14 protein-coding genes and 1 tRNA gene are annotated in these 13,797 nt (G+C 63.9%); all 15 read right to left on the bottom strand.

Going from position 1 to position 13,797, the window contains the following annotated elements:
- Positions 1–43 precede the first annotated feature (43 nt).
- The 15 genes from VPA02S_RS25775 to secG all read right to left on the bottom strand — a co-directional run bounded on the left by VPA02S_RS25775 (position 44) and on the right by secG (position 13,775).
- Complete coding sequence (locus VPA02S_RS25775) at positions 44–1,519, bottom strand: NADH-quinone oxidoreductase subunit M (protein ID WP_062366440.1); 1,476 nt, start codon at positions 1,517–1,519, stop codon at positions 44–46.
- Positions 1,520–1,544: 25 nt separating this feature from the next.
- On the bottom strand, positions 1,545–3,575 hold the full coding sequence (gene nuoL / locus VPA02S_RS25770; RefSeq protein WP_062366438.1) for an NADH-quinone oxidoreductase subunit L: 2,031 nt from the start codon (positions 3,573–3,575) through the stop codon (positions 1,545–1,547).
- A gap of 7 nt (positions 3,576–3,582) precedes the next feature.
- On the bottom strand, positions 3,583–3,891 hold the full coding sequence (gene nuoK / locus VPA02S_RS25765; protein ID WP_012748597.1) for an NADH-quinone oxidoreductase subunit NuoK: 309 nt from the start codon (positions 3,889–3,891) through the stop codon (positions 3,583–3,585).
- Positions 3,888–4,544: an NADH-quinone oxidoreductase subunit J gene (locus VPA02S_RS25760; protein ID WP_018905854.1), complete on the bottom strand. Its 657-nt coding sequence runs from the start codon at positions 4,542–4,544 to the stop codon at positions 3,888–3,890. Before VPA02S_RS25760 ends, nuoK begins: the two co-directional genes overlap by 4 nt.
- Positions 4,545–4,582: 38 nt before the next feature.
- On the bottom strand, positions 4,583–5,128 hold the full coding sequence (gene nuoI / locus VPA02S_RS25755; RefSeq protein WP_012748599.1) for an NADH-quinone oxidoreductase subunit NuoI: 546 nt from the start codon (positions 5,126–5,128) through the stop codon (positions 4,583–4,585).
- Positions 5,129–5,145: 17 nt separating this feature from the next.
- Positions 5,146–6,222: an NADH-quinone oxidoreductase subunit NuoH gene (gene nuoH, locus VPA02S_RS25750; RefSeq protein ID WP_012748600.1), complete on the bottom strand. Its 1,077-nt coding sequence runs from the start codon at positions 6,220–6,222 to the stop codon at positions 5,146–5,148.
- A complete protein-coding gene (gene nuoG, locus VPA02S_RS25745; RefSeq protein WP_062366436.1) occupies positions 6,219–8,381 on the bottom strand; it encodes an NADH-quinone oxidoreductase subunit NuoG in 2,163 nt (720 codons plus the stop codon). The genes nuoH and nuoG overlap by 4 nt, the downstream gene beginning before the upstream one ends.
- Before the next feature lie 76 nt (positions 8,382–8,457).
- Positions 8,458–9,798: an NADH-quinone oxidoreductase subunit NuoF gene (nuoF, locus tag VPA02S_RS25740; RefSeq protein ID WP_012748602.1), complete on the bottom strand. Its 1,341-nt coding sequence runs from the start codon at positions 9,796–9,798 to the stop codon at positions 8,458–8,460.
- On the bottom strand, positions 9,798–10,346 hold the full coding sequence (locus VPA02S_RS25735; protein ID WP_012748603.1) for an NADH-quinone oxidoreductase subunit NuoE family protein: 549 nt from the start codon (positions 10,344–10,346) through the stop codon (positions 9,798–9,800). The genes nuoF and VPA02S_RS25735 overlap by 1 nt, the downstream gene beginning before the upstream one ends.
- 10 nt (positions 10,347–10,356) lie before the next feature.
- Entirely contained in the window at positions 10,357–11,610 is a 1,254-nt protein-coding gene (locus VPA02S_RS25730; protein WP_018905852.1) for an NADH-quinone oxidoreductase subunit D, read from the bottom strand.
- A 1-nt stretch (position 11,611) separates the two neighbouring features.
- Positions 11,612–12,223, bottom strand: a complete 612-nt coding sequence (locus VPA02S_RS25725) for an NADH-quinone oxidoreductase subunit C (RefSeq protein WP_012748605.1) — start codon at positions 12,221–12,223, stop codon at positions 11,612–11,614.
- Between the two features lie 13 nt (positions 12,224–12,236).
- Complete coding sequence (locus VPA02S_RS25720) at positions 12,237–12,716, bottom strand: NuoB/complex I 20 kDa subunit family protein (RefSeq protein ID WP_012748606.1); 480 nt, start codon at positions 12,714–12,716, stop codon at positions 12,237–12,239.
- Positions 12,717–12,731: 15 nt separating this feature from the next.
- Entirely contained in the window at positions 12,732–13,091 is a 360-nt protein-coding gene (locus tag VPA02S_RS25715; RefSeq protein WP_012748607.1) for an NADH-quinone oxidoreductase subunit A, read from the bottom strand.
- A gap of 68 nt (positions 13,092–13,159) precedes the next feature.
- Positions 13,160–13,244, bottom strand: a tRNA-Leu gene (locus VPA02S_RS25710).
- 117 nt (positions 13,245–13,361) lie between these two features.
- Positions 13,362–13,775, bottom strand: a complete 414-nt coding sequence (gene secG / locus VPA02S_RS25705) for a preprotein translocase subunit SecG (RefSeq protein ID WP_062366434.1) — start codon at positions 13,773–13,775, stop codon at positions 13,362–13,364.
- Positions 13,776–13,797: the final 22 nt, after the last annotated feature.

Genomic DNA, 13,797 nt, shown 5'->3' with positions numbered 1-13,797 from the left:
CGGGGGGCAGAGCAGCGGCGTAGCCGCAAACGTGGGGGTCATATCAGGGCAGCTTCGAGATCGCCACATGGCGAAGAAGCTCGGTCACGGAAGCGTCCATCACATCGGTGAACGGCTTCGGATGGATGCCCATCCACAGCACGGCAATGGCCAGCAGCGACAGCATCAGGAATTCGCGGGCATTGATGTCGGTGAGTTCCTTGACGTGGTCGTTGCCGACCGGGCCGAGGTACACACGCTTGTACATCCACAAGGTGTAGGCCGCACCGAAGATCAGCGCGGTGGCGGCGCCGGCGCCGATCCAGAAGTTGGCCTTGACCGCACCCAGGATGACCATCCACTCGCCCACGAAACCGGCGGTGCCCGGCAGGCCGCAATTGGCCATGGCGAACAGCAGCGCGAACGCGGCGAACTTGGGCATGGTGTTGACCACGCCGCCGTAGTCGGCGATCTGGCGCGAATGCACGCGGTCGTAGAGCACGCCGATGCCAAGGAACATGGCGCCCGAGACGAAGCCGTGGGCAATCATCTGCACGATGCCGCCGGACACGCCCAGCTCGTTGAAGATGAAGAAGCCGAGCGTCACGAAGCCCATGTGGGCAACCGACGAGTAGGCCACGAGCTTCTTCATGTCTTCCTGCACCAGCGCCACCAGGCCGACGTAGATCACCGCGATCAGCGACAGCGCGATCATGAGCCAGGCCCATTCGTGCGAGGCATCGGGTGCGATCGGCATCGAGAAGCGCAGGAAGCCGTAGGCGCCGAGCTTCAGCATGATCGCGGCCAGCACGGCCGAGCCGCCGGTCGGCGCCTCGACGTGCACGTCCGGCAGCCAGGTGTGGACCGGCCACATCGGCACCTTGACGGCGAAGGCGGCAAAGAACGCGAAGAACAGGAAGGTCTGCGCCGTCGAGCCCAGCGGCAGCTTGTGCCAGCTCAGGATGTCGAAGCTGCCGCCCGACTTGTTGTACAGGTAGATCAGCGCCACCAGCATCAGCAGGGAGCCGAGCAAGGTGTAGATGAAGAACTTGAAGGCCGCGTAGATCTTGTTCGGGCCGCCCCAGATGCCGATGATCAGGTACATCGGGATCAGCGTGGCTTCGAAGAACACGTAGAACAGGATGCCGTCCAGCGCGGCGAACACGCCGATCATGAAGCCCGAGAGGATCAGGAACGCGCCCATGTACTGGTTCACGCGCTCGGTGATCACTTCCCAGGCCGAGATCACGACCACCACCGTGATGAACGAGGTCAGCAGCACCAGCCAGAGCGACAGGCCGTCGACACCCAGGTGGTAGTTGACATTGAAGCGCGCGATCCAGCTGCCCTTCTCGACGAACTGCATCGCGGCAGTGCCGTTCTCGAAGCCCGTGTAAAGCGGCACGGTCACCAGGAAGCTCACGATCGCGCCGACCAGCGCGACCCAGCGCACGCCCCTGGCATGCTCGTCACGGCCGAACGCCAGCAACGCGACACCGAATGCGATCGGCACCCAGATGGCAAGGCTCAACAAACCCATTTTTGTTTTTCTCCAGCGCTAAAGCTCAGCGTTTGAACCAGACGAAGTACGTCATCAGGATGAAGATGCCGAGCAGCATCGCGAAGGCGTAGTGATAGATGTAGCCCGACTGCAGCCAGCGCACCGCGCCGGAGACGCGGCCAACCACCTTCCACGAGCCGTTGACCACCGCACCGTCGATCAGCGCCTGGTCGCCGCCCTTCCACAGCCCGGTGCCGAAGGCATGCGCACCGCGGGCGATGATGTTCTCGTTGATCCAGTCGAGGTAGTACTTGTTGTCGAGCAGGCGGTAGACCGGGCCGAAGGCGCGCTTGATCGCGGCCGGCAGCGCCGGGTTGACCATGTACATGTAGAACGAGAGCACCACGCCTGCCAGGGCCAGCCAGAACGGCGGGGTCTGCAGGCCATGGATGGCCATCGCCATCGGGCCGTGGAAGGCTTCTGCGAGCTCCGTCATGGCATGGTGCTTGTTTGCGTCGACCGCGATGGCGCCCTTGAAGAACTCGCCGAACAGCATCGGCTCGATCGTCATGAAGCCGATCACCACCGACGGGATCGCCAGCAGCACCAGCGGCAGCCACACCACCCAGGGCGATTCATGCGGCTTGTGGCCGTGGCCATGGTCGTCGTCGTGCTCCGCATGTTCGTCGTGGTGGTGCGCGTCGGGGTTCTGGTCGTAGCGCTCCTTGCCGTGGAACACCAGGAAGTACATGCGAAACGAATAGAACGCCGTCACGAACACGCCGGCCAGCACCGCGTAGTAGGCGAACTGCGCGCCCCACAGGTGGCTTTCGTGCACCGCTTCGATGATGCTGTCCTTCGAGTAGAAGCCGGCGAAGAACGGCGTGCCGATCAGCGCGAGCGAACCCAGGAGCGAGGTGATCCAGGTGATCGGCATGTACTTGCGCACGCCGCCCATCCAGCGGATGTCCTGGTTGTGGTGCATGCCGATGATCACCGAGCCCGCGCCAAGGAACAGCAGCGCCTTGAAGAAGGCATGCGTCATCAGGTGGAACACCGCGACCGAGTAGGCCGAGGCACCGAGCGCCACCGTCATGTAGCCCAGCTGCGAGAGCGTCGAGTACGCGACCACGCGCTTGATGTCGTTCTGGATGATGCCGAGGAAACCCATGAACAGCGCCGTGATGGCACCGATCACCAGGATGAAGCTCAGGGCCGTGTCGCTGAGTTCGAACAGCGGCGACATGCGCGCCACCATGAAGATGCCGGCCGTCACCATGGTTGCGGCGTGGATCAGCGCGGAGATGGGCGTCGGGCCTTCCATCGAGTCGGGCAGCCACACGTGCAGCGGGAACTGCGCGCTCTTGCCCATGGCGCCGATGAACAGGCAGATGCAGATCACGGTCACCAGCATCCACTCGGTGCCGGGGAAGGTGATGCCGGCCAGCGTGTTGGCCTTGGCGAAGGCTTCGCCGTAGTTCAGCGTGCCGGCGTAGGCGGCGATCAGGCCGATGCCCAGGATGAAGCCGAAGTCGCCCACGCGGTTGACCAGGAAGGCCTTCATGTTCGCGAAGATCGCGGTCGGCTTGTTGAACCAGAAGCCGATCAGCAGGTACGACACCAGGCCCACCGCCTCCCAGCCGAAGAACAGCTGGAGCATGTTGTTGCTCATGACGAGCATCAGCATCGAGAAGGTGAAGAGCGAGATGTACGCGAAGAAGCGGTTGTAGCCCTCGTCTTCTTCCATGTAGCCGATGGTGTAGACGTGCACCATCAGCGAGACGAAGGTCACCACGCACATCATCATGGCCGTGAGGCCGTCGACCAGGAAGCCGACTTCCATCTTCAGGCCGCCCACCACCATCCATTCATAGATGGTGGCGTTGAAGCGGGCGCCGTCGGCCACCACGCTCTTGAGCGTCATGGCCGAGATGATGAAGGCGACGAGCACGCCGAGGATGGTCAGCGAATGCGTGACCTTGCGGCCGATGTGATTGCCGCCGAACTTGGTGCCGAACAGGCCGGCGACGACGGCGCCGACCAGGGGTGCCAGCGGAACGGCCAGCAGGGTGGATGCGGAAAGGGTTGCGCTCATGTTGCTTTCAACCCTTGAGCGAGTTGAGTTCGTCCACGTTGATGTTCGACTTGTTGCGGAACAGCAGGACCAGCAGCGCAAGGCCGATGGCCGACTCGGCCGCGGCCACCGTCAGGATGAAGAACACGAAGATCTGGCCGTGCATGTCGCCCAGGTAGTACGAGAACGCCACGAAGTTCATGTTCACCGCAAGCAGCATCAGCTCGATGGCCATCAGCAGCACGATGAGGTTCTTGCGGTTCAGGAAGATGCCGATCACCGACAGCGCAAAGAGCATGGCGCCGAGCGATAGGAAGTGTCCGAGCGTGAGCGTCATGCCTTGTTTTCCTTTGCCGCAGCTGCGTCTGCGGGTGCTTCCACCACGGGTTCGGCGGCGCGCGTGACCGGCATCTGCACGATGCGCACGCGGTCCCGCGCCTTCACGCGCACCTGGTCGGACGGGTTGACGTACTTGCTGTCCTTGCGGGTGCGCAGCGTCAGCGCAATGGCCGCCACGATCGCCACGAGCAGGATGACGGCCGCGATCTCCAGCGGATACAGGTACTCGGAGTACAGCAGCTTGCCGAGCTCGAGCGTGTTCGAGCCGTGGGCTGCCGCGGCGGCACCGGCGCGCGGTGCCTCCAGTCGGAAGCCGCCCATCAGCACGGCGGCCATTTCGAGCGCAATCAGCGCGCCCACGCCGGCAGCCAGCGGAAAGTGCTTCCAGAAGCCCTGCCGCAGGCCGTCGACGTTGATGTCCAGCATCATCACGACGAACAGGAACAGCACCATCACCGCTCCCACGTAGACGAGCACCAGCGATATCGCCAGGAACTCGGCGCGCAGCAAGAGCCAGATCGCCGAAGCCTGGAAGAAGGCCAGCACCAGGTACAGCGCGGCGTACACGGGATTGCGGGCGGTGATGACGCGGAAGGCTGCGAACAGCAGCACCGCGGCAAAGAGATAGAACAGACCGGTCTTGACGTCCATTGGAATTCGAATTGGTACGGGGTTCGGGCTGAGCGGGATCAGCGGTACTTGGCGTCGGCCGCCTTGTTCGCTGCAATTTCTTTTTCGTAGCGGTCGCCCACGGCCAGCAGCATGTCCTTGGTGAAGTACAGGTCGCCGCGCTTTTCGCCGTGGTATTCGAAGATGTGCGTCTCCACGATCGAATCGACCGGGCAGCTCTCTTCGCAGAAGCCGCAGAAGATGCACTTGGTCAGGTCGATGTCGTAGCGCGTGGTGCGGCGCGAGCCGTCGTCGCGCACATCGGATTCGATGGTGATGGCCAGCGCCGGGCACACGGCTTCGCAGAGCTTGCAGGCAATGCAGCGCTCTTCGCCGTTCTCATAGCGGCGCAGCGCATGCAGGCCCCGAAAGCGCGGCGACAGCGGCGTCTTCTCTTCGGGGAACTGCACCGTGATCTTGCGGGCGAAGGCGTACTTGCCGGTGATGGCCAGGCCCTTGAACAGCTCGAACAGCATGAAGCTGCCCAGGAAGTCCTTGAGCGAGAAAGGCGCGGATGCGAGCTTGGAAGGGCGCGCGAGCGCGCCGGCGGTATGCGCAGCAGTCATGATGTTGGCGCTTCCAGTTATTTCCAGATGTTGAACGGGGTCTGCATCCAGGCACCGACCACGACCAGCCACACGAGCGTGACCGGAATGAAGATCTTCCAGCCGAGCCGCATGATCTGGTCATAGCGGAAGCGCGGGAAGGTGGATCGGACCCACAGGAACATGGTGACCACGCAGAAGGTCTTGGCACCGAGCCAGATCCAGCCCGGGATGAAGCTCAGGAACTCGAACGGCGGCAGCCATCCGCCGAGGAACAGCACGGTGCACAGGATCGAGACCAGCCACATGTTGGCGTACTCGGCCAGGAAGAACATCGCGAAGCTCATGCCCGAGTACTCGATCATGTGGCCCGCAACGATCTCGGACTCGCCTTCGACCACGTCGAAGGGGTGGCGGTTGGTTTCCGCCAGGCCCGAGATGAAGTAGACGACGAAGATCGGCAGCAGCGACAGCCAGTTCCACGACAGGAAGCCGATGCCCATGTCGGCGAAGGTGCCCTTGCCCTGCCCCGTCACGATGTCGGTCATGTTCAGGCTGGCCGAGACCATCAGCACCACGACGAAGCAGAAGCCCATCGCGATCTCGTAGCTCACCATCTGTGCCGAGGCGCGCAACGCGCCCAGGAAGGCGTACTTCGAGTTCGATGCCCAGCCCGCGATGATCACGCCGTAGACCTCGAGCGAGGTGATGGCCATCACGAACAGCAGGCCGGCGTTGATGTTGGCCAGCGCCACGTCGGGGCCGAAGGGAATCACGGCCCATGCGACGAGCGCCGGCATGATGGTCATGATCGGGCCGAGCAGGAACAGGCCCTTGTTGGCGACCGTCGGAAGAATGATTTCCTTGGTCATCAGCTTGAGCGCGTCGGCGATGGGCTGCAGCAGGCCCAGCGGTCCGATGCGGTTCGGTCCGATGCGGATCTGCGTGAAGCCGATCGCCTTGCGTTCCCAGAGCGTGAGGTAGGCCACGGCCCCCATCAGCGGAAGCACGACCACGATGATCTTGATCAGCGTCCAGATCACGGGCCAGGCCAGGCCCGTCCACCAGCCCGCGTGGACCAGTCCCTGGCCGAAAGCATGCACTGCGTCGATCATGCCAATGCCTCCTCGGCACGGGCCGGAGCAGCCGATGCGTTGCGCGCATCGGCGGTGAGTTGCAGCGACGGTGCGCGGCGCACGATAGAGTCGAGTTGATAGATGCTCGCAACCACGGGCGCGGGAGCGGCACCGCTCAAAGCGACGGCCTTGGCGGCGGTGGCGTTGTCCAGCGCGTTGGCCGGCACGGCGCCGTTGTCGCCGATGGTGCGCAGCACGTCAGCCGTCGATTCGAATGCAAAGCCCGGCAGGCCGAGCAGGTTGGCCAGCACGCGCAGCACCTTCCAGGCCGGACGCGTCTCGCCTTGCGGCTTCACTACGGCATGGAAGCCCTGCACGCGGCCTTCGGCATTGACGAAGGTGCCCGGCGTCTCGGTGAATGGCGCGATCGGCAGCAGCACATCGCTGAACTCGAGGTTGGCCTTGAAGGGGCTCAGCGTGACGACCATCTGTGCATTGCCGATGACGTCGGCGGCCGCGGCGCCCGCGGCCGAGTCGAACACCGGTTCGTTGTTGAGCAGCAGCACGGCCTTGAGGCCCGAGCCCGCGGCCAGCATGCGGCCGGCATCGAGGCCGCCGTTCTTCGGGAACGCGCCGACGAGCTGCGCGCCCACGGTGTTGGCGGCTTCGGTCAGGTAGCCGACGGTGGCGCCGGTCTGCGCGCCGATCCAGTTGGCAAGGGCCAGCAGGCTGCTGGCCTCTGCATGGTGGGCGGCGGCATTGCCGAGCAGGATGGCCTTGCGCTCGCCGCCGAGCAGCGAGGCCGCGATGGCTTGGGCGGCGGCGTCGGGCTCGTTCTTGGGTGCCAGCGGTGCGGTCGCGCCGTTGGTCTTGCCGATGGCGGCAGCGACTGCCGCGAGTGCCTCGACCCACTGGCCTGCCTCGACGATGGTCGATTGCGCCACGCTGATGGCCCAGGCGTCGCGGTCGGCCATCAGGCCGGCCGAGGTGATCACCGACAGCGCGGCGCCCTTGCGCACGGCCTGGCGGATGCGCTGCGCGAACAGCGGATGGTCCTTGCGCAGGTTCGAACCGACGACCAGCGCGCGCTGCAATTGCGTGAGCGATGCGATCGAGGTGCCGAGCCAGCGCACGCCTTCGAAGGCCGAGAATTCGGCGTTGCGCAGGCGGTAGTCGATGTTGTCGCTGCCGAGTTCACGCGTGAGCATGGCGGCGAGCTGCAACTCTTCGAGCGTGCTGTGCGGGCTCACCAGCGTGCCGATGCTTTGCGCACCGTGGTCGGCCTTGATCTGCTTGAGGCCATTGGCCACATATTCGAGCGCGGTCTGCCAGTCGACCTGCTGCCACTGGCCGCCCTGCTTGAGCATGGGCTGCGTGAGGCGCTCGGGGCCGTTGAGCGCTTCGTACGAGAAGCGGTCGCGGTCGGCAATCCAGCACTCGTTGACTTCTTCGTTCTCGAGCGGCACCACGCGCATCACGCGGTTGTTCTTGACCTGGACGATCAGGTTGGAACCGGTGGAATCGTGCGGGCTCACCGACTTGCGGCGCGACAGTTCCCAGGTGCGGGCGCTGTAGCGGAACGGCTTGCTCGTGAGCGCGCCGACCGGGCAGATGTCGATCATGTTGCCCGACAGTTCGGAGTCGACCGAATCGCCGAGGAAGGTTTCGATCTCGGAGTGCTCGCCGCGCTGGGTCATGCCGAGCTCCATCACGCCGGCCACTTCCTGGCCGAAGCGGACGCAGCGCGTGCAGTGGATGCAGCGGCTCATCTCTTCCATGCTGATCAGCGGGCCGACGTCCTTGTGGAAGACGACGCGCTTTTCTTCTTCGTAGCGCGAAGAAGAGCCGCCGTAGCCCACGGCCAGGTCCTGCAGCTGGCACTCGCCGCCCTGGTCGCAGATCGGGCAATCGAGCGGGTGGTTGATCAGGAGGAACTCCATGACCGACTGCTGCGCCTTGATGGCCTTTTCGCTCTTGGTGCGAACGATCATGCCCTGCGTGACGGGCGTGGCGCAGGCCGGCATCGGCTTGGGCGCCTTTTCCACGTCGACCAGGCACATGCGGCAGTTGGCCGCGATGCTGAGCTTCTTGTGATAGCAGAAGTGCGGGATGTAGGTGCCCGCCTTGTCGGCCGCATGCATCACCATGCTGCCTTCGGTCACTTCGACCTTCTTGCCGTCGAGTTCGATTTCGATCATGAGTATGTTTCTTCTCGCGCCAACGGACAGCCTCCGCCTTCGGCTGCGGTATTCACCTTGGGAACGGCCCGGCGGTTCATGCCTGGACCGACGCCTTCGGGACGTAGCCCGGGATCAGGGCCTCGAACTCGTGACGGAAGTGCTTGATCATGGCGCGCACCGGCATGGCCGCCGCGTCGCCGAGCGCGCAGATCGTGCGGCCCTGGATGTTGTCGGCCACGGAGTTCAAGAGGTCCATGTCCGACGCCCTGCCCTGCCCGTTGTGGATGCGGTCCACCACGCGGTACAGCCAGCCCGTGCCTTCGCGGCACGGCGTGCACTGGCCGCAGGATTCGTGCATGTAGAAGTACGAGAGGCGCCGCAGCGACTCGACCATCGAGCGGCTGTCGTCCATCACGATCACCGCGCCCGAGCCCAGCATGGAGCCGGCCTTGGCGATGGAGTCGTAGTCCATCGTGCATTCCATCATGATCGAAGCCGGCAGCACCGGCGACGACGATCCGCCGGGGATCACGGCCTTGAGCGTGCGGCCCTTGCGAACGCCGCCGCACAGTTCGAGCAGCTTGGAGAACGGCGTGCCCATGGGCACTTCGTAGTTGCCCGGCAGCTCGACGTCGCCGCTCACCGAGTAGATCTTGGTGCCGCCGTTGTTCGGCTTGCCGCATTCGAGGTAGGCCTGGCCGCCGTTGTTGATGATCCAGGGCACCGCCGCGAAGGTCTCGGTGTTGTTGATGGTGGTCGGCTTGCCGTAGAGGCCGAAGCTCGCCGGGAACGGCGGCTTGAAGCGTGGCTGGCCCTTCTTGCCTTCGAGCGATTCGAGCAGCGCGGTTTCCTCGCCGCAGATGTAGGCACCGAAGCCGTGGGCCGCGTGCAACTGGAAGTTGTACGTGCTGCCCATGATCTTGTCGCCGAGATAGCCGGCGGCGCGCGCCTCTTCGAGGGCTTCCTCGAAGCGGTCGTAGCTCTGGAAGATCTCGCCGTGGATGTAGTTGTAGCCCACGCTGATGCCCATCGCATACGCGGCGATGGCCATGCCTTCGATCACGATGTGCGGGTTGAACTGCAGGATGTCGCGGTCCTTGCAGGTACCCGGCTCGCCTTCGTCGGAGTTGCAGACGAGGTACTTCTGGCCCGGGAACTGGCGGGGCATGAAGCTCCACTTCAGGCCCGTGGGGAAGCCCGCGCCGCCGCGGCCGCGCAGGCCCGAGGCCTTGACTTCGGCGATCACCTGGTCGGGCGTGAGGCCCTCGGTGAGGATCTTGCGCAGCGCCTTGTAGCCACCGCGCGCCTCGTAGTCGGCCAGGCGCCAGTTGGTGCCGTTCAGGCCGGCATAGATCTGCGGCTCGATGTGGCGGTCATGGAAACAGGTCTGGACGCCCGTGGCCTGGAATTGCTGGAGCACTTGTTCGGGCGACATCAGGCGGCCTCCCCTTTGGTGGAAGCACGCAGCCCGTCGATGAGCTGGTCGAGCTTCTCGTTGCTCATGAAGCTGCACATGGTGCGGTCGTTGACCAGCATCACGGGCGAATCGGCGCAGGCACCCAGGCATTCGCTCTGCTGCAGCGTGAACATGCCGTCGGCCGTGGTCTCGCCCATCTTGATGCCGAGCTTCTTCTCGAGGTGGACCAGCGCAGTGACGCCGTCGCGCAGCTGGCACGGCAGGTTGGTGCAAACGTTGAGCTTGAACTTGCCCACCGGATGCTGGTTGTACATGTTGTAGAAGGTCGTGACCTCGTGCACGGCGATCGGCGCCATGCCGAGGTACTCGGCGATCTCGCGCTCGCGCTGCATGCTGATGAAGCCTTCGTCCTGCTGCACGATGGCCAGGCAAGCCATCACGGCCGACTGCTTGCCGGCTTCGGGGTACTTGGCGACCTCGCGCGCAAAGCGCTCGAGAATCGCGGGCTTCAGAGGAGCGGAAGGCGCCGAGGGCGCCGTGTCATGGTGGGTCGAGGAAGTCGTCATTCGCTCTTTCTCACCTGTCGATTTCGCCGAACACGATGTCCATCGTGCCGATCACCGCGACAGCGTCGGCGATCATGTGGCCGCGCGACATTTCGTCGAGGGCGGCGAGGTGCGGGAAGCCGGGCGCGCGGATCTTCAGGCGGTACGGCTTGTTGGCGCCGTCGCTCACCAGGTAGATGCCGAACTCGCCCTTCGGGTGCTCGACGGCGGCATAGGCCTCGCCTTCGGGCACGTGGAAGCCTTCGGTGAAGAGCTTGAAATGGTGGATCAGTTCCTCCATGTTCGCCTTCATCGATTCGCGCGCGGGTGCGGCGACCTTGTGGTTGTCGGTGATCACCGGGCCGGGGTTGGCGCGCAGCCAGGCCGAGCACTGCTGGATGATCCTGTTGGCCTGGCGCATTTCTTCCACGCGCACGAGGTAGCGGTCGTAGCAGTCGCCGGTCTTGCCGACCGGCACGTCGAACTGCATCTGGTCGTAGACGTCGTAGGGCTGCTTCTTGCGCAGGTCCCATTCGACACCCGAGCCGCGCAGCATGGGGCCGGTGAAGCCGAGGTTCAGCGCGCGCTCCGGCGTCACCACGCCGATGCCCACGGTGCGCTGCTTCCAGATGCGGTTGTCGGTGAGCAGCGTTTCGTACTCGTCGACCATTCCGGGGAAGCGCTTGCAGAAGTCGTCGATGAAGTCGAGCAGCGAGCCCTGGCGGTTCTCGTTGAGCTTCTCGATCGCCTTCGCGTTCTTGATCTTGCTGACCTTGTACTGCGGCATCGCATCGGGCAGGTCGCGGTAGACGCCGCCCGGGCGGAAGTACGCCGCATGCATGCGCGCGCCCGACACGGCTTCGTACATGTCGAACAGGTCTTCACGCTCGCGGAAGCAGTAGATGAGCATGTTCATCGCGCCGCAATCCAGGCCGTGTGCGCCGAGCCACAGGAGGTGGTTCAGCAGCCGGGTGATCTCGGCGAACATCACGCGGATGTACTGCGCGCGGATCGGCACGTCCAGGCCCATCATCCGCTCGATGGCAAGGCAGTAGGCGTGCTCGTTGCTCATCATCGACACGTAGTCGAGACGGTCCATGTACGGCAGCGACTGGATGAAGGTGCGCGATTCGGCGAGCTTTTCGGTTGCGCGGTGCAGGAGGCCGATGTGCGGATCGGCGCGCTGGATCACTTCGCCGTCGAGCTCGAGCACCAGGCGCAGCACGCCGTGGGCGGCCGGATGCTGGGGACCGAAGTTGAGTGTGTAGTTCTTGATTTCGGCCATATCAGTGCAAACCGCTGCCGTAGTTGTCTTCGCGGATCACGCGAGGGGTAATTTCCCGCGGCTCGATCGATACCGGCTGGTAGACCACGCGCTTCTGCTCTTCGTCGTAGCGCATCTCGACGTGGCCCGACACCGGGAAGTCCTTGCGGAACGGATGGCCGATGAAGCCGTAGTCGGTCAGGATGCGGCGCAGGTCGTCGTGGCCTTCGAACACGATGCCGTAGAGGTCGAAGGCTTCGCGCTCGAACCAGGTGGCGGCGTTCCACACGGGCTGGAGCGAGTCGACCACGGGCAGGTCTTCGTTCGGCGCAAACACCTTGAGGCGCACGCGCTGGTTGAGGCTCACCGACAGCAGGTGCGTGACGACGCCATAGCGCTCGCCCTGCCACTCGCCTTCGCGGTAGTCGGAGTAGTCCATGCCGCAGAGGTCGATCAGCTGCTCGAAGCGGCAGCCGGGCGCATCGCGCAGCAGCATGGCCGCCTCGATGTAGGCGTCGGCAGCAACCACTACGGTTACCTCGCCCAGTGCGAGCGTCACGCTCTTGGCGCGAGCGCCAAGCGTCTCGGCAATGGTGGCGCGCAGCACCTCCGGCGAAATTGCAAAATCAGTCATCGTCGGCAATCCCTCAGGCGCGCGCAATGGTGTTGGTGCGGCGAATCTTCTGCTGCAGCTGGATCACGCCGTAGAGCAGCGCCTCGGCGGTGGGCGGGCAACCCGGCACGTAGACATCCACCGGCACGATGCGGTCGCAGCCGCGCACCACCGAATAGCTGTAGTGGTAGTAGCCGCCGCCGTTGGCGCACGAGCCCATGGAAAGAACCCAGCGCGGCTCGGGCATCTGGTCGTAGACCTTGCGCAATGCCGGCGCCATCTTGTTGCACAGCGTGCCGGCCACGATCATCAGATCGGACTGGCGCGGGCTGGGCCGGAACAGCATGCCGAAACGGTCGATGTCGTAGCGGGCTGCGCCTGCGTGCATCATTTCGACGGCACAGCAGGCCAGACCGAAAGTCATCGGCCAAAGTGATCCGGTCTTCGCCCAATTCACCACCGAGTCGTAGGTGGTGGTGACGAAGCCTTCCTTCATGACGCCTTCAATGGCCATTTTGTCGATTCCTTGTCATTCCCAGTCGAGCGCGCCTTTTTTCCACTCGTAGGCAAAGCCCACGACGAGGATGGCGAGAAAGATCATCATGGCCCAGAAGCCGACGGCGCCGATTTCCTTGAGCGCAATGGCCCATGGAAAGAGAAAGGCAATCTCGAGATCGAACAGGATGAAGAGAATGGCGACGAGGTAATAGCGCACGTCGAATTTCATGCGCGCATCCTCGAAGGCCTCGAAGCCGCACTCGTAGGGAGCGTTCTTCGCTGCGTCGGGCCGGTTGGGACCCAGGATGTAGCCGATGACTTGCGGTGCGACACCTACACCGACACCGACCAAAATGAACAAGAGGACGGGGAGATAGGAATCGAGGTTCATCGGGAGATTTTTCACCGCTTGCCACCGGCAGGAAAACACTCTGGATGAGGTTTTCTGCCGGTGAGATTTGGTGCGGTCGGCGAGACTCGAACTCGCACAGCTTTCGCCACTACCCCCTCAAGATAGCGTGTCTACCAATTTCACCACGACCGCGGTTTTTTGTTCGGATGGCATGAGGTACCTGGAAAGGTGTTTGGCTTTCCGAACAGCTTTAGAGTTTACCCTGAAATGAAGCAGTTTCTCACTGACAGCTTCATGAAAACAACTTGATTATTTGTTCGGGATCTGGCCCGCGCCCGAAACGGGTGCGGCAGGCGCCGAAGCAGGTGCACCGGCAGGGGCTGCGCCCGAGGTGCCGCCCGGAATCTGCCCTGCCGCGCCCGAAGCGGGCGTTGCCAGCGTACCGACGGCCGCGCGCTCCAGCAGGCTGCCGCCGCCCGCAGGCCGTGCGTGGCTGAAGTAGGCCAGCAGCAAGGTGCATGCAAAGAATACCGCCGCCAGCACTGCCGTGGTGCGCGAAAGGAAATTCGCACTGCCGCTCGCACCGAACAGGCTGCCCGCGCTGCCGCTGCCGAAGGCCGCACCCATGTCGGCGCCCTTGCCGTGCTGGATCAGGATCAGCCCGATCATTGCAAGGGCCGACAGCATCTGCACGCCGACCAGTAGATTGAGGACCACATTCATTCGTTCTTACTCCTAATTGATA

The sequence above is a fragment of the Variovorax paradoxus NBRC 15149 genome, from assembly GCF_001591365.1.
GTDB classification, from domain to species: Bacteria; Pseudomonadota; Gammaproteobacteria; order Burkholderiales; family Burkholderiaceae_C; genus Variovorax; species Variovorax paradoxus.
Note: the sequence above shows the minus strand (reverse complement) of the source record. Positions and strands in the feature narration are given on the sequence as shown.